18 protein-coding genes are annotated in these 22,768 nt (G+C 70.1%); all 18 read left to right on the top strand.

Translation table 11 applies throughout. The features are described from left to right. The first annotated feature begins 2 nt into the window (after positions 1-2). Entirely contained in the window at positions 3-713 is a 711-nt protein-coding gene (locus tag VHR41_19640) for an ABC transporter ATP-binding protein (protein HEX3236413.1), read from the top strand. After that, complete coding sequence (locus tag VHR41_19635) at positions 713-3,172, top strand: ABC transporter permease (protein HEX3236412.1); 2,460 nt, start codon at positions 713-715, stop codon at positions 3,170-3,172. The genes VHR41_19640 and VHR41_19635 overlap by 1 nt, the downstream gene beginning before the upstream one ends. Continuing rightward, on the top strand, positions 3,169-5,634 hold the full coding sequence (locus VHR41_19630; protein HEX3236411.1) for an ABC transporter permease: 2,466 nt from the start codon (positions 3,169-3,171) through the stop codon (positions 5,632-5,634). Before VHR41_19635 ends, VHR41_19630 begins: the two co-directional genes overlap by 4 nt. Next, on the top strand, positions 5,634-8,063 hold the full coding sequence (locus VHR41_19625) for an ABC transporter permease (protein HEX3236410.1): 2,430 nt from the start codon (positions 5,634-5,636) through the stop codon (positions 8,061-8,063). Before VHR41_19630 ends, VHR41_19625 begins: the two co-directional genes overlap by 1 nt. Before the next feature lie 8 nt (positions 8,064-8,071). Then, positions 8,072-10,516 (top strand): ABC transporter permease, encoded by a 2,445-nt coding sequence (locus VHR41_19620; GenBank protein HEX3236409.1) that lies wholly within the window; start codon positions 8,072-8,074, stop codon positions 10,514-10,516. A 28-nt stretch (positions 10,517-10,544) separates the two neighbouring features. Further along, entirely contained in the window at positions 10,545-11,240 is a 696-nt protein-coding gene (locus tag VHR41_19615) for an ABC transporter ATP-binding protein (protein HEX3236408.1), read from the top strand. A 204-nt stretch (positions 11,241-11,444) separates the two neighbouring features. After that, entirely contained in the window at positions 11,445-11,855 is a 411-nt protein-coding gene (locus VHR41_19610) for a DUF3052 domain-containing protein (GenBank protein HEX3236407.1), read from the top strand. A 10-nt stretch (positions 11,856-11,865) separates the two neighbouring features. After that, positions 11,866-13,251, top strand: coding sequence for a sigma-54 dependent transcriptional regulator (locus tag VHR41_19605; GenBank protein HEX3236406.1), 1,386 nt, complete (start codon positions 11,866-11,868; stop codon positions 13,249-13,251). Continuing rightward, positions 13,241-14,599 (top strand): ATP-binding protein, encoded by a 1,359-nt coding sequence (locus VHR41_19600; protein HEX3236405.1) that lies wholly within the window; start codon positions 13,241-13,243, stop codon positions 14,597-14,599. Before VHR41_19605 ends, VHR41_19600 begins: the two co-directional genes overlap by 11 nt. Before the next feature lie 7 nt (positions 14,600-14,606). Continuing rightward, positions 14,607-16,040 carry an MBL fold metallo-hydrolase gene (locus tag VHR41_19595; protein HEX3236404.1) on the top strand — a complete coding sequence of 478 codons (1,434 nt, stop codon included), beginning with the start codon at positions 14,607-14,609 and terminating at the stop codon, positions 16,038-16,040. 6 nt (positions 16,041-16,046) lie between these two features. Beyond that, on the top strand, positions 16,047-16,745 hold the full coding sequence (locus VHR41_19590) for a TVP38/TMEM64 family protein (GenBank protein HEX3236403.1): 699 nt from the start codon (positions 16,047-16,049) through the stop codon (positions 16,743-16,745). Further along, positions 16,732-18,240 carry a mercuric reductase gene (locus VHR41_19585; GenBank protein ID HEX3236402.1) on the top strand — a complete coding sequence of 503 codons (1,509 nt, stop codon included), beginning with the start codon at positions 16,732-16,734 and terminating at the stop codon, positions 18,238-18,240. The genes VHR41_19590 and VHR41_19585 overlap by 14 nt, the downstream gene beginning before the upstream one ends. Before the next feature lie 389 nt (positions 18,241-18,629). Further along, positions 18,630-19,082 carry a large-conductance mechanosensitive channel protein MscL gene (gene mscL / locus VHR41_19580; protein HEX3236401.1) on the top strand — a complete coding sequence of 151 codons (453 nt, stop codon included), beginning with the start codon at positions 18,630-18,632 and terminating at the stop codon, positions 19,080-19,082. Between the two features lie 15 nt (positions 19,083-19,097). After that, complete coding sequence (locus VHR41_19575; protein HEX3236400.1) at positions 19,098-19,415, top strand: YbjQ family protein; 318 nt, start codon at positions 19,098-19,100, stop codon at positions 19,413-19,415. Positions 19,416-19,513: 98 nt separating this feature from the next. Next, positions 19,514-20,128, top strand: a complete 615-nt coding sequence (locus tag VHR41_19570; GenBank protein ID HEX3236399.1) for a hypothetical protein — start codon at positions 19,514-19,516, stop codon at positions 20,126-20,128. After that, entirely contained in the window at positions 20,121-20,504 is a 384-nt protein-coding gene (locus VHR41_19565; protein ID HEX3236398.1) for a transcriptional regulator, read from the top strand. Before VHR41_19570 ends, VHR41_19565 begins: the two co-directional genes overlap by 8 nt. A gap of 31 nt (positions 20,505-20,535) precedes the next feature. Beyond that, positions 20,536-21,267, top strand: a complete 732-nt coding sequence (locus VHR41_19560; protein HEX3236397.1) for a di-trans,poly-cis-decaprenylcistransferase — start codon at positions 20,536-20,538, stop codon at positions 21,265-21,267. Then, positions 21,264-22,748 carry a DUF4173 domain-containing protein gene (locus VHR41_19555; protein ID HEX3236396.1) on the top strand — a complete coding sequence of 495 codons (1,485 nt, stop codon included), beginning with the start codon at positions 21,264-21,266 and terminating at the stop codon, positions 22,746-22,748. The genes VHR41_19560 and VHR41_19555 overlap by 4 nt, the downstream gene beginning before the upstream one ends. Positions 22,749-22,768: the final 20 nt, after the last annotated feature.

The raw sequence follows: 22,768 nt of genomic DNA, 5'->3' as shown, positions 1-22,768 counted from the left end.
CCATGCCGCTTCCCATCGATCCCCTGATCCGGCTCGTCGGAGTCTCCAAGATCTTCCACACGGAAGAGGTGGAGACCCACGCGCTCTCCAACATCGATCTGGAGATCCGGGCCGGTGAGTACGTGGCCATCGGTGGTCCCTCGGGCTGCGGCAAGACCACCCTGCTCTCCATCCTCGGCCTGCTCGATTCGCCCAGCGAGGGGAGCTACATCCTCGCGGGCGAGCCCGTGGCCACGCTCTCACGCGAGCGCCGGGCCCGGGTCCGCTGTCGCGCGGTCGGTTTCATCTTCCAGGCGTTCAACCTGATCGGCGACCTCACCGTGTTCCAGAATATCGAGCTGCCCCTCAAGTACCGGGGGATGTCGCCCAAGGAGCGGCGCGATGCGGTGTACGAGTCGCTCGACCGGGTCGGGATGCTGCACCGGATCGGCCACTACCCGGCCCAGCTTTCCGGCGGGCAGCAACAGCGGGTGGCGGTGGCCCGGGCGATCGCGGGCCGGCCGCTGGTGCTCCTGGCCGACGAGCCGACGGGCAGCCTCGACTCCAAGAGCGGCCAGCAGGTCATGGAGCTCCTGGCCGAGCTGCACCAGGGTGGGGCGACGATCTGTATGGTGACCCACGATCCCCGGTATCTCCGGCATGCCCAGCGCACGATCTATCTGTTCGACGGTCGGCTCGATGGGCGCGGCCCGTTTCATCAGGAGGTGGCGTGATGGACACGCTCTGGCGGGACTTTCGCTTCGCGCTCCGCGGGTTGATCCGGAGTCCGGGGTTCACCGCGATCGCCGTGCTCACGCTGGCGCTGGGGATCGGCGCCAACACCGCGATCTTCAGCGTGGTCAACGCGGTGCTGCTCAAGCCACTGTCCTACGCCGAGCCCGACCAGCTGGTCTCGATCCGCGCCCGGCTCACCGGGCGGGACCGGAACAACGTGCCGATGTCGCAGCCGGAGTACCACGATCTGCTCAGCGGCGTGCCCGCCTTGCGCGAGATCTCGGCGATCTGGCCGATCAACATCAATCTCACCGGCCTGGGCGAGCCTCAGCGGATCCAGGCGGCGGTCGTAAGCACCAACTACTTCTCGGTGCTGGGCACGGCTCCGGTGCTCGGGCGCGACTTCACCAAGGCCGACGACATCGGGCACATCGGCTTCGTCGCCCTCATCTCCTACGATCTCTGGCAATCGCACTTCGGCGGGGACCGTGGGGTCATCGGCAAGACGGTCAGGCTGGACGACGATCCGATCACCATCATCGGCGTCATGCCGAAGGGCTTCCGCCATCCGGTGGAGAGCGGCGCCTCCCCGATGGAGCTGTGGGCCCCGGTCTCGCTGGACAATCCCGACACCACCTTCCTGAACGTTCGGGGCGCGCGGGTGTTCGATCTCATCGGCCGGCTCAAGCCCGGGGCGACACCGGATGAGCTCCACTCTCAGCTCGCCATCCTGACGCACCGGCTGGCCGAAGCGTATCCCAACTCCTACCCTCCCGCGGTCGGCTGGCAGGTGGACGCGATCCCGCTGGCGGCGCGGGTGGTGGGGAATGTGCGGCCCGCCTTGCTGGTGCTGCTCGGCGCCGTGGGATTCGTGCTGCTCATCGGCTGCGCCAACGTCGCCAACCTGCTGCTCGCGCGCGCCACCACCCGGGATCGCGAGATCGCCATCCGCACCGCGCTCGGCGGGAGCCGGATGCGCCTGGTGCGGCAGCTCCTCACCGAGAGCCTCTTGCTCGCGGCGCTGGGCGGAGTGCTGGGGCTGTTCATCGCCATGTGGGGCACCAGCGCACTGGAGCACCTCGCCGCACTCTACCTTCCCCGCGCCCGCGAGATCGGGATCGATCGCGCGGTGCTGGGCTTCAGTGCCTTCCTTATCCTGTTCACCGGCCTGGGCTTCGGAATGATCCCGGCGATTCAGGCGTCCCGCCCCGATCTGCAGAGCGTACTCAAGGATTCGGCCCGCGGCGCCACCAGCGGCGTGCCGCGGGCGCGGGTCCGGAGCACCCTGGTGGTGACCGAGGTGGCGGTGGCGCTCATGCTGCTGGCTGGCGCCGGGCTGCTACTCCGGAGCTTCCAGCGGCTGATCGCGGTGGAACCGGGCTTCAACCCCGAACACCTGCTGACTCTTCAGGTGTGGCTCCCGGTCCGCAACGAGCCGGAGAAGGGGAAGTATTTCACCGACGCGCAGCGCCGGGGCTTCTACAGCGCGGCACTCGCGGCGGTGCAGCGCGTGCCGGGTGTGCGCGCGGTCGCGCTCACCTCCCGGCTGCCGTTCCGCGGCAGCAACGACGCCCGCTTCGAGATTGAAGGCCGGCCGACGCCGCCCGACCAGCCGTCGCCCAGCGCCGAATTCCGGCTGGTGACGCCGAACTATTTCGAGACCATGCAGATCCCCCTGCTGCGCGGGCAGCAGCTCTCATCCGTGGCCGACTCGGCTTCGCGAGGCGAGGTCCTGGTGAACCGGACGCTGGCCGAGAAGTACTGGCCCGGTGAGAGCCCGATCGGACGCCGGATTCAGCTCTTCGGATCCACGGGACCGTGGGTCAGCGTGGTGGGCGTGGTCGGAGACGTACGTCAGCAGGCGCCCGACCAGCCGGCGCGCGAGGAGTTCTACCTCTCCAGTCTGTACCGGCCGGGTCAGGAGATGTCCTTTATCGTCCGCACCGACGGGCCGCCCGAGCGGCTGGGCACGGCAGTGACCCGAGCGATCCGCGAGGCGGAGCCGGACCAGCCGGTCTTCGGCATCATGCCGATGGAGCGTGTGCTCACCAACGCCAGCGCGGAACGGCGGTTCTCGCTGCTCCTGCTCACCCTGTTCGCGGGCATCGCGCTCCTGCTCTCGGCCATCGGCATCTACGGGGTCATGGCCTACACCACCACCCAGCGTCGACACGAGATCGGCATCCGGGTGGCGCTCGGGGCGGGATCCTCCGATGTGCTGGGATTGGTGGTGGGTCAAGGCATGCGGCTGGTGCTCATCGGACTGGGCCTCGGGCTGGTTGGCGCCTGGGCGTTGAGCCGGGTGCTCTCGAGTCAGCTCTACGACGTGTCCTCGCGGGATCCGGTCACCTATGCCGCTGTCGCGGCCCTGCTTGGGATCGTAGCGCTCGCGGCGACGTACCTGCCGGCCCGGCGGGCGCTGCGGGTGGATCCGATGATCTCGCTCAGGTCGGAATGATCGACGCCGTCGCCTCCGACCTGCGCTACGCCTTCCGGGGGATGCGGCAGCGGCCCGGCTTCGCCGCCGTCGCGGTCCTCACCCTGGCACTCGGCATCGGCGCCACCACCGCGATCTTCAGCGTGGTGAACGGCGTGCTGCTCCGCCCGCTGCCGTACCAGCGGCCGGAGCAGCTGGTCATGATCTGGGGCTGGCGAGAGCAGAAGGCCCAGGCCGAGCTCAGCGTCCCGGAATACTGCGAGATGCGGGAGCAGGCTCACTCCTTCCAGGGAGTCGCGGCCTTCGCCGGCGGCTCGGTCAATCTGACCGGCAGCGGCACCCCGGAGCGGCTGCAGATGGGGTATGTCACTGCCGAGGCCCTCCCGCTCCTCGGGGTCGCGCCCGCGATCGGGCGGGGCCTCACGACCGACGATGATCTGCCGGGCCATTCCCCCGTGGTGCTCCTGAGCGACGGCGTATGGCGGCGCCGGTTCGGTGCCGACCGGTCCGTCATCGGCCGGACGGTGATCCTGGATGACGCGACCACGACCATCGTCGGCGTCATGCCTCCCGGCTTTCAGCTTCCACTCCACTTCGCCGGCTCGGAGATGGAGCTGTGGGGACCCCTGCAGCTCGATCCGGCCACCGATCGCAGCGTGCGGGGCTGGCACTTCCTTCAGATGATCGGGCGGCTCCGCCCCGGCGTCGACGCCGCGGCGGCGGAACGCGAGGTGGCCGGGCTGGCGCATCGCATGCGCGACGCCTATCCCAACGACTACCTGCCCGGGTTCACCGCGTCGGTGCGGCCGGTGGATGATCAGGTGGTCGGTGCCGCCCGCCCCGCGATCCTGCTGCTGCTCGGCGCCGTCGGCCTGCTCCTGCTCATCGCCTGCGCCAACGTGGCGAGCCTGCTGCTGGCCCGCGCCGAGTCCCGGCAACGGGAGATGGCCCTGCGGTCGGCGCTCGGTGCCGGGCGCGGCCGGATCGTGCGCCAGCTGATCACCGAGAGCGTCGCCCTGGCGACGATCGGCGGACTGGTCGGGTTGCTGCTCGCGGCGTGGGGCGTTCGCGGGCTGATACTCGCCGCGCCTTCCAGCGTCCCGCGCCTCGGCGCGATCGAGGTCGACGGGTGGGTCCTGACGTTCGCGGCGGCGGCGTCGCTGTCGGCCGCGCTGCTGTTCGGCCTGGTGCCGGTCCTGCATGCCGGGCGGGTCGATCTGGCCACCACGCTGGCGGAAGGGGGTCGCTGGGGCAGCTCGGGCGCGGCGGGCCAGCGCTTCCGCCGCGGCCTCGTCGTGGGACAGATCGCCCTCGCGCTGGTGCTTTTGATCGGCGCCGGACTGCTGGTGCAGAGCTTCCTTCGGGTCCGTGGGGTCGATCCCGGGTTCGATCCGGAACACCTGCTGACCGCGCGGATCGAGCTCACCTCGGTGAGGTATCCGCACAGCCCGGAGATTCGCGCGCTGTACGACAACTTGCTTCGAAGGGTCCGCGCCATTCCCGGCGTCACCTCCGCGGCGGCGGTCCGGGCGCTCCCGATGACCGGGCAGACCGACATCGGGGATTGGTCCTTCGTGATCGAAGGCGCATTCTCCACCCCGCCCGCTCCGGGGGACTGGCACCCGGCGGACTGGGAGGTGGTCACCCCGGACTACTTCCGCACCATGCGCATCCCGGTGCTGCAAGGCAGGGGAGTCGAGCCGGAGGACCGCCTCGACGCGCCGGGCGCGGTGGTGATCAACCAGACCCTGGCGCGCAAGGTGTGGCCGGGAGGAAACGCGCTCGGCCAGCGGGTGCTCCTGGGTGGCGGGGCGGTCGACTCGGTGTGGCGCACCGTGGTGGGGATCGTGGGCGACGTCCGGCGTCGTGGGCTCAGCGACGAGCCGCGTCCGGAGATGTTTCTGCCCCATGCGCAGTTTCCCGCCGGGACCGGAACCGCCGCGCGGTCGCTCTACCTCGCGGTCCGGGCCAGCGGCAGCCCCGCCCGGCTGGCCCCCGCACTGCGGGCGGCGCTGGACGAGGTCGATCCCAACATCCCGCTCTCCGAGGTGCAGACCATGGAGCAGGCGCTCGGGTCCTGGACCGCCGAGCGCCGCCTCACGATGCTGCTGGTCACCGGCTTCGCGCTGGTCGCGCTCACCCTGGGCGCGGTCGGGATCTACGGCGTGATGGCGCACCAGGTGGTGCGACGGAGCCGCGAGATCGGGATCCGCATGGCACTCGGCGCCGTGCCGCGGGAGATCCTGCTGCTGGTGCTGTCGCAAGGCGGGTGGCTCGCCTCGGTGGGGATCGCCGCGGGGCTCGCGGGTGCGCTCGTCGCGACCCGCCTCATCGAAGCCCTGCTCTTTCAGGTGCGGCCTACCGATCCCATGACTTTCCTCGCCACCGCGCTGGTGCTGGCCGTGGTGACGGTGCTCGCCTCGCTGGTGCCGGCGGTACGTGCCACTCGGGTCAATCCGATTGAGACGCTGAGGAGCGACTGATGGACACTCTGTGGCAGGACCTGCGCTACGCGCTGCGCTCGCTGGCCAAGGCACCGGGATTCACCCTGGTGACGCTCCTCACGCTGGCCCTCGGCATCGGCGCCAACACCGCCATCTTCAGCGTGGTCGACGCGGTGCTGCTGCGGGCGCTGCCGTACCGCAATCCGGGCGAGCTGGTGGTGGTGCGGGAAACCTACGGCGAGGGCGAGGAAGGCAGTGTGAGCGGGCCCAACTTCCTCGACTGGAAGTCGCGCAACCATTCCTTCGCGGGGGTCACCGCCTGGCGGGGAACCAATCCCGCACTGGTCGGCGCGGGAGAGCCGGAGGAGCTCAGCGGAGCGGTGGTCGATGCCGACTACTTCAAGGTGCTCGGGGTGACCCCGATCCTCGGCCGCGGATTCGCGCCTGGTGAGGATCGCGGCCAGGGGTCGGTGGTGGTGCTGGACGAGACGCTGTGGCGGAGCCGGTTCGGCGCCGACCCCGGCATCGTCGGACGGACCATCTCGCTCAGCGGACAACCGTACAGCGTGATCGGAGTGGTGCCCCCGAGTAGGGCCTACCCGGGCTCGATTCAGGTGTGGCTCCCGCTGGGCTACGGCCAGGGGCGCTCCGCCATGCGCGACAGCCATTCGTACGATGTGGTGGCGCGACTCAAGCCTGGGGTGACGCCCGCCCAGGCGCAGAAGGATCTCGCGGCGCTGGCCCGTCGGCTGGAGAAGGAGTTTCCGGAGAGCAACACCGGACGGGGCGTGCACGTCGTTCCGCTGAACGAGGCATCGGTGGGCGCCGTGCGCACGGCGCTCCTCCTGCTCACGGGAGCGGTGGCGCTGGTGCTGCTCATTGCCTGCGCTAACGTGGCCAATCTGTTCCTCGCGCGGGCCGGCACTCGGCAGCGGGAGCTCGCCGTCCGGCTGGCTCTCGGTGCCAGCCGCTGGCGGCTCACCCGCCAGGTCCTGGTCGAGGCGGTGACGCTCTCGCTCGCGGGCGGACTCCTCGGTCTACTCCTGGCCTCCTGGGCAATCGACCTGTTGCTCGCGCTCCAGCCGCGGGGGATTCCGCGCCTCAAGGAGGTCGGGATCGACGGGCCGGTCCTCGGGTTCACCCTGCTGGTGTCGCTCGGCGTAGGGGTCGCGTTCGGACTGTTTCCGGCGTTGTCGATGTCGAAGCAGGACCCCGCCGAGTCGTTCCGAGGCGAGGGCCGGGGCACCAGCACCGGACGCCACCGGACTCGGTTTCGCTCTGCACTCGTCGTGGCGCAGGTCTCACTCGCGCTGGTGCTCCTGGTGGGCGCCTCGCTGCTCATCGTAAGCGTCCGCCAGCTGGGCGACGTCGTCCTTGGCTTCCAGCCGAGGGGCGCCATGACCTTCCAACTCAACATTCCGGCCGCGAAGTACGCGGACGCGAACGCGCAGCGGACGTACATCGACCGGCTCGCCGAGCGGCTGCGTGCGATCCCCGGGGTGCGCGAGACCGGTGCCGTGTTCTTCCTTCCTCTGGGCAACGGATTTACCAGCGGGGACATCTCGGTCGAGGGCCGGCCCGCGGCCGCTCCTGGCCGGGAGCAGTACGCGGGCTATCGCATCGTGGCGGGCAATTTCCTGAACGCGCTCGGGGTCACCCTTCGCCGGGGACGGCTCTTGACGCCGGAGGACCGGGCCGGCGCCCCCCTGGTGACCGTGGTGAACGAAGCGCTCGCCCGGAAGCTCTTCCCCGGGCAAGATCCGATCGGCCAACGGCTCACGTTCGGCACGCCCGACTCGGCGGAGTGGCGTCAGATCGTGGGTGTGATCGCGGACGTGCGCCAGAACGGGCTCACCACGAACCCGGGGCCGGAGCTCTACGTTCCGGTGTGGCAGTTGACCCCGGACTTCTGGATCATTTTCAGCACCATCCCCATCTCCTTCGTGGTCCGAAGCGACGTCGCGGCCGAGACCCTGGGACCTGCCATCAAGACCGCCGTCCGTGATGTGAATCCGGACCAGCCCATCTCCCAGCTCCGGGAGGCGGGCGAGCTGCTGCAGGACGCCACGGCGCGACAACGGTTCAACATGTCGTTGCTCACCCTGTTCGGCCTGCTGGCGATGATTCTGGCCGCGGTCGGCGTGTACGGGGTGATGGCCTACGGCGTGAGCCAGCGGACCCGCGAGCTCGGGATCCGCCTGGCGCTCGGTGCCCGATCGTCGTCGGTCCAGGCGCTGGTCCTTCGCGACGGGCTGGTGATGACGCTGAGCGGGCTGGGGCTGGGCGTGCTGGGCGCCCTCGGGCTCAGTCGGTTGCTGACCACTCTCCTCTACGGAGTGAGCCCCAGCGATCCCCGGGTCCTCGGTGCTGCGGTGCTGGTCCTCGCGGTGGTGTCCACCATCGCGTGCCTGGTTCCTGCCATCCGGGCGACCCGGGTGAACCCGATCGACGCGCTGCGGGCCGAATGATGGACAACGTGAAACGGGACCTGCGGCACGCCTGGCGCGGGCTCTGGCGGACGCCGGGCTTCACCCTCGCGGCCGTGCTCACATTGGGGCTCGGGATCGGGGCCACGACCACCATCTTCACTGTGGTCAATGGCGTGCTGCTGCGACCCCTGCCGTACCAGGATTCGGGACGGCTCGCCAACATCTGGGTCGATCTTGGCCAGGGAGCGCAGTCGCTCCCGGCGGTCGCGCCGGCCGACTTCCGGGACTACCAGCGGCGGAGCCGCAGCTTCGCCGGGTTTGCCGCCGGCACCGGCGCCGAAGAGATCGATCTCCGGGGGAACCTGACCGGCGACGGGGCGCCCGAGCGGGTCGGGCTCTCGCCGGTGACCGCGAACTTCTTCCCGCTCCTCGGCATCGCCCCCGCGCTGGGCCGGGGCTTTACCGCGGAGGAGGAAGCGCTGAACGGCCCGCACGTGGTCATGCTGAGCGACCGCCTCTGGCGGCGCCGCTACGGTGGCGATCGCTCCATCCTCGGCCGGACGATCCCGCTGGATGGAATCGGCTACAGCGTCATCGGCGTGCTGCCCCGCGACTTCCGTCTCCTGCTGCCGGCGGAGGCGTTCGAGATCGTGGATGCCGACCTGTGGGTTCCCCTGCAGTTCGACTACAGCGTGCCGCTGCCGCGCAATCTGACCTTGTTCACCGTGATCGGGCGGCTCAAGTCGGGCGTCTCGTTCGCCCAGGCCCAGGCCGACATGAACGGGATCGCCGAGCAGTTCCGCCAGGAGTTCCCCGAGCACAAGTCCGCCAACACCCGCATCCGGGTGGTGCCGCTGCACGAGGACATCGTGAAGCATGCCCGGCCCTCGCTGCTCCCTCTCATGGGCGCGGTCGGGCTGGTGCTGCTCATCGCGTGCGGCAACGTGGCCCACCTGCTGCTGGCGCGCGGCACGGCGCGGAGCGGCGAGTTCGCCCTCCGGGCCGCGCTGGGGGCGAGCCGCTGGGCGATGGTGCGTCAACTGCTCCTGGAAAGCGGCCTGCTCGCGCTGGGCGGCGGTGGGTTGGGACTGGTCGTCACGGTGCTCGCCCTCGCGGTGCTCCGCGCGCTCCATCCGGCCAGCCTGCCTCGGCTGGCCGAGATCGATATCGACCGGGCGGTGCTCGGCTTCACCGTTCTGGTCTCCGTGCTGACCACGCTGTTGTTCGGCCTGGTGCCGGCGCTCCGGGCGTCCGGGGTCGATCCCCAGAGCCAGCTCCAGAGCGGCAGCCGGGGCGGACTGGGGCCCGAGCGCCGGCGGATCCGAGGCATGCTGATCGTGGGTGAGGTGGCCCTCTCGGTGGTGCTGCTGGTGGGCGCCGGGCTGCTGGTGCGGAGCTTCCTCGCGCTGCAGCAGGTCCGGCCGGGCTACGACGCGAGCGACGTGCTTACCTTCCAGCTCTCTATGCCATCGAGCCGCTACGCCAAAGGCAAGGATCGGCGCGCCTTCCTGCGCCTGCTGGACGAACGCCTGCGCGCCCTGCCCGGCGTACGCGAGGTCGGCGCTGTCTCTCAGCTCCCACTCACCGGAAGCGGCCCGCTCTATCCCTTCGCCTATAACGAGGAGACGGCCAAGAACTTCGAGAGCGTGACCGCCGACGGGCGCAATGTGTCTCCTACGTATTTCCGGGCGATGGACACCCGCCTCCTGGCGGGCCGGACCTTCTCCGGCCTCGACTCCGTAGGCGGGCCCCCGGTGATCCTCATCGACGAGACCCTCGCCCGGCTGGCCTGGCCCGGCCAGAGCGCGGTGGGCAAGCGCCTCCAGCTCGCGCCGACCGGCTCGCCCAATGCCTTCGCCGAGGTGGTGGGAGTGGTCGAGCACATGCGTATGCACGATCTCGCGCGGGACGGGCTGCCCCAGATCTACAGCTCGGTGGGTCAGGCCACACCTAGCACGATGGCCTTCGTGGTGGAAACCTCACTGGATCCCTCGAGTCTGAGCCGGTCGGTGCGGCAGGCCGTGGCCGCACTGGACAAGGATCTGGCCGTGGATCATCTGGCGCCGATGGAGAGCTATCTCGGCGAAGGCCGGGCCCAGGCCCGGTTCAGCCTGGTGCTGATGGGCGCGCTGGGGGCCATTGCCCTCCTGCTCGCGGCCATCGGAATCTTCGGGGTCATCTCCTACTCCGTCACCCAGCGAAGCCGGGAGTTCGGAATCCGCCTGGCCCTGGGAGAGGACCCGGGGCACACCCGCCGGTCGGTCATTCTCGGCGGCATGCGGCTGGTCCTGTTCAGTCTCGCGCTCGGCCTGGCCGCCTCCTTTCTGACCAGCAGGCTCATTGCCGGCCTGCTCTATGGCGTGGGACCGGCGGATCCGCTCACCTTCGCCGGCATCGCGACGCTGCTGGGACTGGTGGCACTCCTGGCCTGCTACCTGCCCGCGCGCCGCGCCACCCGGATCGACCCGGCAAGCGCGCTTCGGAGCGAGTGATGCCGTTCCCCCTCAACCCCATGCACCCGTGATCAGACTCTCGAACGTCGACCGCTTCTTTCAGGCCGGCCCCACCCGCACGTACGTCCTTCGCCGGATCGATCTGGAGATCCGGGAAGGCGAGTTCGTCACCATCATGGGCCCGTCCGGGGCGGGGAAGTCCACCCTGCTCAGCATGCTGGGGATGCTCGACAGCGCCTGGACCGGGGAGTATCACTTTCTGGGCGAGGCGGTGCACCAGCTGCCACCCAAGAAGCGGATCGAGCTCAACAAGCGCTACATCGGCTTCGTGTTCCAGAAGTATCATCTGATCGACGACCTGACCGTCTACGAGAACCTGGAGATCCCGCTCTCCTACCGTGACATCAGGCCAAAGGAGCGCGCGGCGATCGTGGCCGAGTCGCTCGACCGGTTTCAGATGGTGGGCAAGAAGGATCTCTACCCGAGCCAGCTCTCGGGCGGACAGCAGCAGCTGGTCGGAGTGGCGCGGGCCGTCATCGCCGGCCCCAAGCTGCTGCTGGCCGACGAGCCGACGGGCAACCTGCACAGCGCCCAGGGCGAAGAGATCATGGAGCTCTTCAGCCGGCTCAACCGGCAGGGGACCACGATTGTGCAGGTAACTCACTCGGAGAAGAATGCCTCCTACGGGCATCGGACCATCCATCTGCGGGACGGGTGGATCGTGGATCCTGCCCCGGCGGATGTGGCGAGCAGCTCGGGCTGAAGGGCGGGAAGGACGGGAAGGGCGGGAAGGACGGGAAGGACGGGAAAGACGGGAAAGACGGGAAAGACGGGAAAGTTGTCTCGGGAAGCGTCGTGTGCTGTCAAGTCCTTCGCTCGGGCGACAGGTTCCCTTTGTCCTTCCCGTCTTTCCCGCCCTCCCCTGCGCATCCGGCACGCCAGCTCCGTTCGGGAGTCGAGGTGGGCGATGACGGCAGGGTATTCCAGGCGGTCCCTTTCGGAGAAGCTCGGGATCGCGCCGGGAACGAAGGTGGTGGCGCTCGGTGCACCGCCGGATTACGGGGCGCTCATCGCCCCGCTGCCCGAGGGCAGCACCGTCCAGACCCGCCTCAGGCCCGGCGCCCGCTTCATCCACCAGTTCGCCCGCAGCCGCGCCGAGCTGGAGACGGCGTTTCCCCGGCTGGCCGCGGCGTTGGCCGACGACGGCACCCTCTGGATCTCCTGGCCCAAGAAGGCCTCCGGCGTCGAGACCGACCTGACCGAGAACGTCCTCCGCGAGCTCGGCCTCCCCCTCGGCCTGGTGGACGTCAAGGTCTGCGCGGTGGATGAGGTCTGGTCCGGCCTCAAGTTCGTTCGCCGAAAGGAGAACCGGAGGTAGATTGATCTCCGTGCCCTCCAGCCAGGAACCGTCGCCGACCCCGTCCGCGCCCCCGCAGATCCTCGTTGCGGACGATCAGCCCGATATCCGGGAGGCTCTCCGGCTCCTGCTCAAGGCGGAGGGCTACGCCATCGCCACCGCGGCGTCGCCGGCCGCGGTGCTCGCCGCCGTCCAGCGCACCGATTTCGACGCCGTCCTGCTCGATCTCAATTACGCCCGCGACACCACCACTGGCCGTGAGGGCCTGGAGCTCGTCTCCGAGCTGCAGGCCCTCGACGCCACCCTGCCGACGGTGGTCATGACCGCCTGGGGGAGCGTGGAGAAGGCGGTAGAAGCGATGCGCCGAGGCGCCCGCGACTTCATCGAGAAGCCATGGGACAACCCCCGCCTGCTCGCCACGCTGCGCACTCAGGTCGAGCTCGGCCGGGCCCTTCGCCGGAGCCGGCGCCTCGAAGGGGAGAACCGCCTGCTCCGTCGAGATGGAGCGCCGGACCTCATCGCCGCCTCCCCCGCAATGCGTCCGGTGCTCCAGCTCATGGAGCGGGTGGCGCCGTCCGATGCCAACGTGCTGATCACCGGCGAGCACGGCACCGGGAAGGAGGTCGTCGCTCAGTGGATCCACGCCTCCTCCGCTCGCGCGGCCCGGCCACTGGTGGCGGTCAATCTTGGCGGGCTCTCCGAGCACCTGTTCGAGAGCGAGATGTTCGGGCACGTGAAGGGAGCGTTCACCGACGCCCGGACCGACCGCATCGGCCGCATCGAGCTGGCGGAAGGCGGCACGCTGCTGCTGGACGAGATCGGCACCCTGGCGCTGCGGCAGCAGGCCAAGCTGCTCCGGGTGATCGAGACCGGCGAGGTCGAGCGGGTCGGCGCGTCGCGATCCCGCCGGATCGACGTGCGCCTGCTCTCCGCCACCAACGCCGACTTGGGGGTAGAGGTGGCGGAGGGGCGCTTCCGGGAGGACCTCCTCTTCCGGCTCAACACCATCGAGATCCACCTCCCGGCGTTACGCGAGCGGCCGGAGGACATCGCGGTGCTGGCGGAGCACTTCCTCCAGCGCTACGCCAGCCGCTACCGCAAGCCGCTTTCCGGGTTCGAGCCCGAGGCCCTGGTCACCCTGGAGACCCACGCCTGGCCCGGGAACGTGCGCGAGCTGGATCACACCCTCGAGCGTGCCGTGCTGCTGGCCCAGGGCAACTCGATCCGCAACGCGGATCTGGGGCTCAGGAGTGCCGGGTCGCCGGCCCGGCTGGACGAGCTGCCGCTGGAGGAGGTCGAGCGGATGCTCATCCGGAAGGCGCTCGAGCGCCACGGCGGCAATGTGAGTCAGGCCGCCAAGGTGCTCGGCCTGAGCCGGAGCGCCCTGTACCGCCGTCTCCAGCACCATGGGCTCTGACCGGGAGCGGCGCCCTCCAAGCCACGAGCGACGGGTCTTCCACCTCGGGCTGCTCGCCGGGCTCCCGGCCGTCGCGGCCGCGAGCTGGATGCTCTGGACCGGCGATCACCCGCTCCGGGTCCGCCTCACCATCACCCTCCTGGTGGTCGGCGCCTGGCTCATCGGCGCCGCCCTCTTGCGGGAGCGGGTCATCCGCCCGCTGCAGACCATCTCCAATCTGCTGGCCGCCCTGCGCGAGGGTGATTATTCCATCCGCGCTCGAGGCGCCAGCACCGACGACGGACTGGGCCTCGCACTGTTCGAGGTCAACGCGCTGAGCGAGACGCTCCGGTCGCAGCGCCTGCGCGCCCTCGAGGCTACCACGCTGTTGCGCCGGGTGATCGAGGAGATCGACGTCGCGGTGTTCGCTTTCGATGGCACCCGCCGGCTGCGCCTGGTCAACCGCGGCGGCGAGCGACTCCTGGGCCAGCCCGCCGAACGAGTGATGGGCCGCTTGGCAGATTCGCTCGGATTGGCCGGCTGCCTGGAGGGCGAGTCGCCCCGGACCCTGGAGGCGGCATTTCCCGGCGGCGCGGGGCGCTGGGAGGTGCGGAGCAGTAGTTTTCGCCAGGACGGGCTGCCCCATCAGCTGCTGGTGCTGTCCGACTTGAGCCGGGTGCTGCGGGCGGAGGAGCGCTCCGCGTGGCAGCGGATCGTGCGGGTGCTGGGTCACGAGATCAACAACTCGCTCGCGCCGATCAAATCGATCGCCGGCAGCCTCGGCAGCCTCACCCGGCGACAGGAACGCCCGGCGGATTGGGAGGAGGACCTGCGGTCGGGGCTCCAGGTCATCGAGAGCCGCTCGGAGTCCCTGGGCCGGTTCATGGGCGCCTACGCCCGGCTGGCCCGGCTGCCCCGCCCGACTGTCGGACCGGTCACCGTGGCGGATTGGGTGCATCGGGTGGCGGCGCTGGAGACCCGCCTCGAGGTGCGGGTGCTGGACGGTCCCGCCCTCATCGTCACGGCCGATGGAGACCAGCTCGATCAACTGCTCATCAACCTGGTGCACAACGCGGTCGATGCCGCGCTGGAGACGGGCGGCAGCGTGCAGGTGACCTGGACCAGCCGGGCGGGTGTGGTCGAGGTGGTGGTCGACGACGAAGGACCCGGGCTGCCGGATCCGGGCAACCTCTTCGTCCCGTTCTTCACGACCAAAGCCAATGGCTCCGGCATCGGCCTGGTGCTGAGTCGTCAGATCGCGGAAGCCCACGGCGGCGCGCTGGTGCTGGAGCCGCGGCAGGACACCCGGGGGGCGCGGGCCCACCTGCGCCTGCCCCTCGGCCCACTCATGGTCAACGGGGAGGGGTGACCCTCGGATGTTCTTTCGACATTTCTACGACGCCCAGCTCGCCCAGGCCAGCTATCTGGTCGGTTGCCCCACCACCGGCGAGGCCCTGGTCGTCGATCCCAACCGAGACATCGATCCCTATCTGCGCGCCGCCGAATCCGAGGGGTTCCGCGTCACCCACGTGACCGAGACCCACATTCACGCGGACTTCGTCTCCGGCGCGCGCGAGCTGGCGCACCGCGCCGACGCCCGCCTCTACCTCTCCGGCACGGGCGGGCCCGACTGGTGCTACGCCTACGCGGCGGAGGCGGGCGCGTCCCTGCTGGCCGAAGGATCCAGTTTCCGGGTCGGGCACGTCCGCATCGACGTGATGCACACGCCGGGACACACGCCGGAGCATCTCACTTTTCTGGTCACCGATACGGCCACGGCCGATCAACCGATGGGCGCGCTCACCGGCGACTTCGTCTTCGTCGGTGATGTGGGCCGCCCCGATCTACTCGAGCGTGCCGCCCACATCGCCGGGACCATGGAGCTCGGCGCCCGGCAGCTCTTCCGCTCGCTGCAGCGCTTCCGGCAGCTGCCGGACTTCCTGCAGATCTGGCCCGGCCACGGTGCGGGTTCCGCCTGCGGCAAGTCGCTCGGCGCCGTACCCCAGTCCACCCTTGGGTACGAGAAGCGATTCAACTGGGCGTTCGCCGTGAACGAGGAGGATGCCTTCCTGGATGCCGTGCTGGCCGGACAGCCCGATCCGCCTCGCTACTTCGGCCAGATGAAGCGCATCAATCGCGACGGCCCGCGGCTGCTCGGTGCCCCGCGCAGGCCCGACCGGTTGCCGTTCGAGCGGTTGGCCGCGCTGCTGGCGGCGGGCGCCGTCGTGGTGGACGCACGTCCCGCCCGTGAGTTCGCCCTCGGGGCGGTGCCGGGGACCATCAACATCCCGCTCAACCGCGCCTTCACCACCTGGTCGGGCTCATTGCTGCCGTATGACCAGGAGCTCTATCTGCTGCTCGACCACCGGGACCCATCGATGGTGGATGACGTCGTCCGCCGGCTCGCCGGGATCGGATTGGACCGGATCGCGGGATACTTCGGGACCGACGTGCTGGAGGCATGGCGTGAGTCCCGGAGCGCGCTGCAGACGATTCCCCAGATGGACGCCTCCCAGGTGCGGGCCGGCGTCGACGCCGGGCAGCTCACGCTGCTCGACGTGCGCAACGGGTCCGAATGGGATGCCGGACACGTGCCAGGCGCGAGTAACATTCCCGTCGCCGATCTGGACGCCCGGCTTGCGGAGGTGCCGCAGGATCGGCCCGTCGTGGTGCACTGCCAGTCGGGCTCCCGCGCGGCCATCGCGGCGAGCCTGCTCCGGGCGCGTGGCGTGGGCGAGGTGCGAGTCTTCTCCCGCGGCTTCGCCGAGTGGAGCGCGGCAGGATATCCGGTGGAACGGCGGGGACCGTAGCACTCGGTGACCAGGGTCTCGGGCGGCGTGCTCCTGGTGGCCGGGCTCGGAATGGTCCTGCTCGCGCACCGGTTCGGGGCGCCGGTGCTCGCCGGGCTTCCCGCCCGTGTGGCACGCCTCGGCGGGTGGGCACCGGCGGCATTCGTGCTGGCGTACGTCCTCGCGACCGTCGCCTTCGTTCCTGGATCCCTCCTCACCCTGGCCGCCGGCGCGCTGTTCGGGCTATGGAAGGGGACCGCGCTCGCGTTCACGGCGGCCACCCTGGGCGCAGCGGCATCGTTTCTGGTGAGCCGATACGTAGCACGCGGCCTGGTCCAGCGCCGCCTGACGGGCGATCAGCGTGCCGTGGCCGTCGACCGCGCCATCGGCGACCACGGCAGGAAGGTCGTATTCCTCCTCCGGCTCTCTCCCGTCTTTCCCTTCAACCTGCTGAACTACGCGCTTGGCCTCACCAGCGTCCGGTTCACCGACTACCTGGTCGCGTCGCTGGGGATGCTGCCCGGCACCCTCGTGTACGTCTACTGCGGCAAGCTGATCGGCGACGTCGCGCGCCTGGCGGGACCCAACACGGTCCGGGGCACGAGGGGATACTACGCCCTGCTCCTGGTCGGCCTCGCGGCCGCCATCGCGGCGACAGCCATCGTGACCCGGGCCGCCCGCCGCACGCTCGGGACCCTGAACGTCGGCCAACGTGCCTCTCCCTAGCGATCAGTACGACCGTCAGCTGGCCGCGAACGTGCGCCCGGCCGACTGGACCAATCCCGATCCACGGCAGCGCTATCACCTGGTCGTGATCGGCGCCGGACCGGGCGGCCTGATGGTGGCCGCCATCGCCGCGGGACTGGGCGCCCGGGTGGCCCTGATCGAACGGCACCGCCTCGGCGGCGACTGCCTCAACGCCGGCTGCGTTCCCTCGAAGGCGCTGATCGCCGCCGCCCGATCGTGGCGTGTCGCCGCGGATTCCAGTCGAGACTTCGGTGGACCGCGGACCGTGGGGACCGGCGACTTCGCCACCGCGATGCAGCGGATGCGACGTCTGCGTGCCGAGCTCAGCCGGGCCGACTCGGCGGCACGGTACCGCGACCTCGGCGTGGACGTCTTCCTGGGCGAAGGCGCGTTCACCGGGCGGGACGCCGTGTCGGTGGCCGGCCGCGTTCTCCGCTTTCGCCGAGCCGTCATCGCATCCGGCTCACGGGCGGCCATCCCGCGAGTCCCGGGGCTCGAGGGCACCGGGTACCTGACCAACGAGACCGTCCTCGACCTTGCCCAGCTGCCGCGGCACCTCGTCGTCCTCGGCGCCGGACCCAACGGCTGCGAGATGGGCCAGGCGTTCGCCCGTTTCGGCAGCCGTGTGACGCTGGTCGAGGAGCAGGCGCACATCCTTCCGGGCGAGGACCCGGACGCGGCGCGGGTCGTCGGGCGGGCGCTGGAAGGCGATGGCGTCCGCCTCCTCGTTGAGGCGCGGGTGCTCCGCGCCGATCCGCGCGGGAGCACCCGGGTGCTGCAGGTACAACGCGACGGGCGCACCGAGGAGATCGCGGCCGACCAGGTGCTGCTGGCCGCCGGCCGAGTGCCCAACGTGGAGGGACTCGGCCTCGAGGCCGCGGGCGTTGCCTTCGGGCCTCGCGGCATCAGGGTGGACGACCGGCTTCGCACCAGCAACCGCCGCATCTTCGCCATCGGCGACGTCTGTTCCCAGGAGCGCTTCACCCACGTGGCCGACGCCCAGGCCCGGCTGGTGGTGGGTAATGCCCTGTTCTTCGGCCTCGGGGGAGGGGACGCGAGCCGCTTGATCGTGCCCCGGGTGACCTACACCTCGCCCGAGGTGGCCCACGTCGGCCGGTCGCTCGGCGAAGCGGCCGGGGCGGGCTACCGGGTGGACACCATCACGGTGCCCTTCGAGGCGGTCGACCGCGCGGTGCTCGACGGTCAGAACGGCGGCTTCCTCCGGGTGCACCTTCAACGGGGCCGCGGCCGGATTCTGGGAGCCACGCTGGTCGCAGAGCATGCGGGAGAGATGATCGGCGAGCTCGCCCTCGCCGTCACGGCCGGCGTCGGACTCGGCGCAATCGGGTCGACCATCCGCCCGTATCCCACCCAGGGTGAGGCCATCCGCAAGGTGGCCGACGCGTGGCGCCGGGCGCGACTCACGCCGAGGGCAAAGCGCGGCTTCGAGCGCTTCTTCCGCATCCTCCGCTGAGCCGAAATCCGCCCACCGCATCGAGTGCTGGAACCGATTCTACCAGAGTGGCGCTACCCCCGCACTACGAGCTCCTCCGCTGTCCATGTCACCGGCTGCCCGAGGCCACCGGCTCCGATGCGCGTCCTGATGTTCGGCTGGGATTTTCCCCCGTTCCAGGCTGGGGGTCTCGCGACCGCCACCCTCGGCCTGGTAAAAGGACTGCTCGGCCGGGGCGTCGAGGTCACTCTGGTGGTTCCCTTCGCAGCGCCGACGGCTCCGGTCATCCCTAACCTCCGCCCCGGGTGGACCGAACCGTCAGGAGCGAGCGCCCCGCCCACACTACCACCCCGGCGGGGTTTGCTGTATATCCCCGTTTCGCTCCCTCTTCACCCCAACAGGCGGCGCTCATGCTGAAAGAGTTCAAGGCATTCGCGATGCGCGGCAACGTTCTCGATCTCGCCGTCGGTATCATCATCGGTGGGGCCTTCGGCACCATCGTCAAGTCGTTGGTCGACGACGTCATCATGCCCCCGGTCGGTCTGGCGCTCGGCAACGTCGATTTCTCGAACCTCTTCTTCCAGCTCAAGGCCGGCGACAAGGCGCCGCCGCCCTATTCGACGCTCGCCGAGGCCCATTCCGCGGGTGCGGTGACCGTGAACTACGGAGTCTTCATCAACAGCATCATCACCTTCCTGATCATCGCCTTCGCCGTTTTCCTCATCGTGCGCGCGGCCAACCGGCTGCAACCGAAGGAAGCGGCCGCGGCGCCGAGCACCAAGGATTGTCCGTACTGCAAGATGCCGATCCCGCTGACCGCTACCCGCTGCCCGGAATGCACGTCCGATCTCAGGGCGGCCTGAGCTATGGATCACCGGTTGACGACCACCGCGTTCACTCTCGATGGCTATCGCGTGGTCGAGACCCTGGGTGTGGTGCGGGGGATCACGGTCCGCTCGCGCTCGATCTTCGGCACCATCGGCGGCTCGCTCCAGACCCTCCTGGGCGGCAACATCACGCTCTTCTCCGAGCTCTGCGAGCACACTCGGGCGGAGGCGTTTCAACTGATGGTGACGCACGCCGAGGCGGTCGGTGCGAACGCGATCATCGGCGTGCGGTACGATGCCACCGAGGTCATGCAGGGGGTGACGGAGGTTCTCTGCTACGGAACGGCGGTGGTGGTCGAAGGGGGCTGACGGGCTGCCCCGCTGCCGCGCCCGGGGGCGGGGTGAGTGGGCTGCACTTTATGTCACAAAGTACTTGCCGGCAATAAAACCACGTGGTACCTTGAGCCATGGCCCTCCCTCAGCGGCTCCATCCGCCCGGTCCCGAGTCTCCCGCGCTCCACGCGCGGGCCATGGACAACCTCTCCTTCATCCGCCAGACCATGGAGCGGGCCACCGCCTTCACGGCGGTACCCGGCTGGGGCGGGGTAGGGATGGGGATCCTGGCGCTCGGGGCCGCCGCGGTGGCCCATACCCGGATCACCCCGCACGAATGGCTCTTCGCCTGGCTGGGCTCCGCGGTCGCGGCGCTCACCCTCGGCGGCTGGACCATGGCGAGTAAGGCGCGCCGGGCCGGCACCGTGGTCTTCTCCTACTCGGGGCGGCGCTTCGTGCTGAGCTACGTGCCGCCCCTCCTGGTGGGCGCGCTGCTCACCGGCGTGCTGGTCCGTGCCGGCCTCTACCAGGCGCTGCCCGGAACCTGGCTCCTGCTCTACGGGACCGGCGTCGTCACCGGCGGCGCCTTCTCGGTCCGGGTCGTGCCGCTCATGGGCCTCTGCTTCATGGCCCTCGGTGCGGTGGCCCTGTTCGGACCCGCCGCCTGGGGCAACCCGCTCATGGCGGCCGGGTTCGGCGGCCTGCACATCGTGTTCGGTCTGCTCATCGCTCGGAGGTATGGTGGCTAAGTCCAATCTCGCGCCCAAGAAGCCCGACAGCCGGGCGGCGCCGGAGCCGCTGCAGGGCATCCGCGGCGGCGCGGCGCACGCGCCGCTGGAGCTCGATCGCCTGATTCACGAGCGCATGCGCCTCGCCATCGTGAGCGCGCTTGCCGTCAACCATTCCTTGAGCTTCAACGAGCTCAAACGGCTGCTGGAGACCACCGACGGCAACCTCAGCGTGCACGCCCGGAAGCTGGAAGAGGCCGACTACATCGTCTGCACCAAGTCCTTCGAAGGCCGGGTGCCCCGCACCGAATACCGGCTGAGCGCCGCCGGCCGCAAGGCGCTGGAGCGCTACCTCGAGCACATGGAAGCGCTGATCCGCAGCACCCGTGAGCGTTGATCCCCGCCCCTTTTTTTTGAGGACTGACTTTATGAAGCAAAGCGCTTCGCCCTCGTCGGACCCGGCCGGCCTCCACGTGGGGATCATCATGGACGGGAACGGTCGCTGGGCTACCCGGCAGGGACGCTCGCGGTCGGCGGGCCATCGCGAGGGGGCCGCGATGGTGCGCCGGATCGTGGAAGCGGCCCCCGGGGCCGGCATCGGCGTGCTCACGCTCTTCGCCTTTTCCGCCGACAACTGGCGCCGTCCGCCGGCCGAAGTGAGCTGGCTCATGCGGCTCTTCCGGGAGTACCTCCGGGGGGAGACGGCCCGGTGCCAGGAGAATGGCGTGCGGCTGGAAATCATCGGTCGCCGGGACCGGCTGGCCGAGCCCCTCCGGCGCACCATGGAGACTGCCGAGCGCGCGACGGCCGGAGGCGAGCGGCTGCACCTGCGGATCGCCCTGGACTACTCCGCGCGCGACGCCATTCTTCGAGCCGCGCAGTGCCTCCGGCCTGAGACCGTGCCCTCGCGCGAGTCGTTCGGGCGCCTGCTCGCCATCGTGGATCACGGGACGCCGGTGCGCGAGCTCGACCTGCTCATCCGCACCGGCGGCGAGCGCCGCCTGAGCGACTTTCTCCTCTGGGAGGCCGCCTACGCTGAGCTGTTCTTCACTCCCCTGATGTGGCCCGAGTTCGGCCCCGAGCAGCTGAGCTCCGCGGTGCGCGAGTTCACCCGGCGGGAGCGGCGGTTCGGCGGCCTCCCGGATGCGGCAGCTGGGTGAGCGTGCCACCACGGACCCGCGACGGACTGGCCCTGCTCGCCGCGGGGCTCGGCGTCGGCGTGGCCGCCGACGTGCTGGCCCACACCGTCCCCGAGCGACTCGACGCAGCGCTCGGCCTCGGCGTGCTGGCCCAGGCCTTCGGCGCCCTGGCGTTGGCCGGCGTCGTGCCCCGGCCGGAGCGGGTGGCGCCGCTGGGCCTCCCACTCGGACTGCTGGGGCTCGCGCTGATCTGGCGCGACTCACCGATCCTCTTCGCGCTCAACCTGCTGGGCATCGGGCTCGTGGCCGTGCTCGCCACGCCCTGGGTAAGGGCTGCGGGGTGGGTGGGGGCCGGACTCACCGACTACGCACTCGGCGCGGGCCGGCTGGCCGGGGGAGCGGCTGGAGGCGCGGCGGTGCTGGTGCTGACGGATATCGACTGGGGCGCGCTGCCGGCCGAGAGCCGGACCCGAACCGTCCGCGGCACGGCGATAGGTCTGGTGGCGGCGGTGCCGGTGGCTGCCGTGTTCGGCGGCCTCCTGATGCAGGCCGATCCGGTGTTCGATCGGCTGATGACGCGGACATTCGCCGTCGATCTCTATCGGCTGGTGTCCCACCTGTCCATGGTCCTGCTCTGGGGCTGGATTGCGGCCGGCCTGCTCCGCGCCTTGTCCAATCGGGACGCCGGCGCGGAGCGAGGCGCGCTGCGTGGCGGTCGGCTGGGACTGGGGGAGGTCGGGACGGTGCTGGCGGTGGTCGACCTGCTGTTCCTGGCCTTCGTCGCCGTGCAGTTCCGCTACCTCTTCGGCGGCGCCGCGCTGGTGCAGGGTCTCACCGGCATGAGTTACGCCGAGTACGCGCGGCGGGGCTTTTTCGAGCTGGTGACCATCGCGGCGCTCTCGCTTCCGCTCCTCCTGCTCGCCGACTGGTCGCTGGACCAGGGGGACCGGCGGCGGGTGCGACGGTTTCGCCTGCTCGCCGGTCTCATGCTCCTGCTGCTGGACGTCATGCTGGCCTCGGCGCTGTTCAGGATGCGACTCTATACGGCCGAGTACGGCCTTACCGAGCAGCGCTTCTACACCACGGCGTTCATGGGATGGCTGGTGCTGGTGTTCGGCTGGTTCGCGGCCACGGTGCTCCGGGGACGTCGCGGCCGCTTCACGCCGGGCGCGCTGGCCGGTGGGCTGCTCGTGCTGCTGGCGCTCAACCTGGTGAACCCGGACGGGCTCATGGCGCGGACCAACCTGGCCCGCGCGTGGGAGGGCCGCCGATTCGACGCGAAGTATGCCGCCCGCTTGAGTGCCGACGCGCTGCCCACGATACTTCCGCTGCTGCCCGCGCTTCCGCCGGCGGATCGCTGCGCAGTATCGGCGGCGCTACGCACACGGTGGAGCTCGGAGCTTTCGCGCAGCAACAGGTGGAATATCAGTATCTCTCGGGCATCGCGATTGCTGGCGGCCCAACCCGCCGTGCTCGGTCCTAATGGCGATCGCTGCTCCTGAATAGCCAAATCAAGCCAGAA

Source organism: Gemmatimonadales bacterium, from assembly GCA_036265815.1.
Classification (GTDB): Bacteria; Gemmatimonadota; Gemmatimonadetes; order Gemmatimonadales; family GWC2-71-9; genus CAVVWJ01.
The sequence above is the reverse complement of the archived record's forward strand: the minus strand, read 5'-3'. Positions and strand labels throughout refer to the sequence as shown.

Coding starts and splice junctions, on each gene's coding strand:
- VHR41_19640 (HEX3236413.1), top strand. CDS start 3: ATGCCGCTTCCCATCGATCCCCTGATCCGGCTCGTCGGAGTCTCCAAG.
- VHR41_19635 (HEX3236412.1), top strand. CDS start 713: ATGGACACGCTCTGGCGGGACTTTCGCTTCGCGCTCCGCGGGTTGATC.
- VHR41_19630 (HEX3236411.1), top strand. CDS start 3,169: ATGATCGACGCCGTCGCCTCCGACCTGCGCTACGCCTTCCGGGGGATG.
- VHR41_19625 (HEX3236410.1), top strand. CDS start 5,634: ATGGACACTCTGTGGCAGGACCTGCGCTACGCGCTGCGCTCGCTGGCC.
- VHR41_19610 (HEX3236407.1), top strand. CDS start 11,445: ATGACGGCAGGGTATTCCAGGCGGTCCCTTTCGGAGAAGCTCGGGATC.
- VHR41_19600 (HEX3236405.1), top strand. CDS start 13,241: ATGGGCTCTGACCGGGAGCGGCGCCCTCCAAGCCACGAGCGACGGGTC.
- VHR41_19595 (HEX3236404.1), top strand. CDS start 14,607: ATGTTCTTTCGACATTTCTACGACGCCCAGCTCGCCCAGGCCAGCTAT.
- mscL (HEX3236401.1), top strand. CDS start 18,630: ATGCTGAAAGAGTTCAAGGCATTCGCGATGCGCGGCAACGTTCTCGAT.
- VHR41_19570 (HEX3236399.1), top strand. CDS start 19,514: ATGGCCCTCCCTCAGCGGCTCCATCCGCCCGGTCCCGAGTCTCCCGCG.
- VHR41_19560 (HEX3236397.1), top strand. CDS start 20,536: ATGAAGCAAAGCGCTTCGCCCTCGTCGGACCCGGCCGGCCTCCACGTG.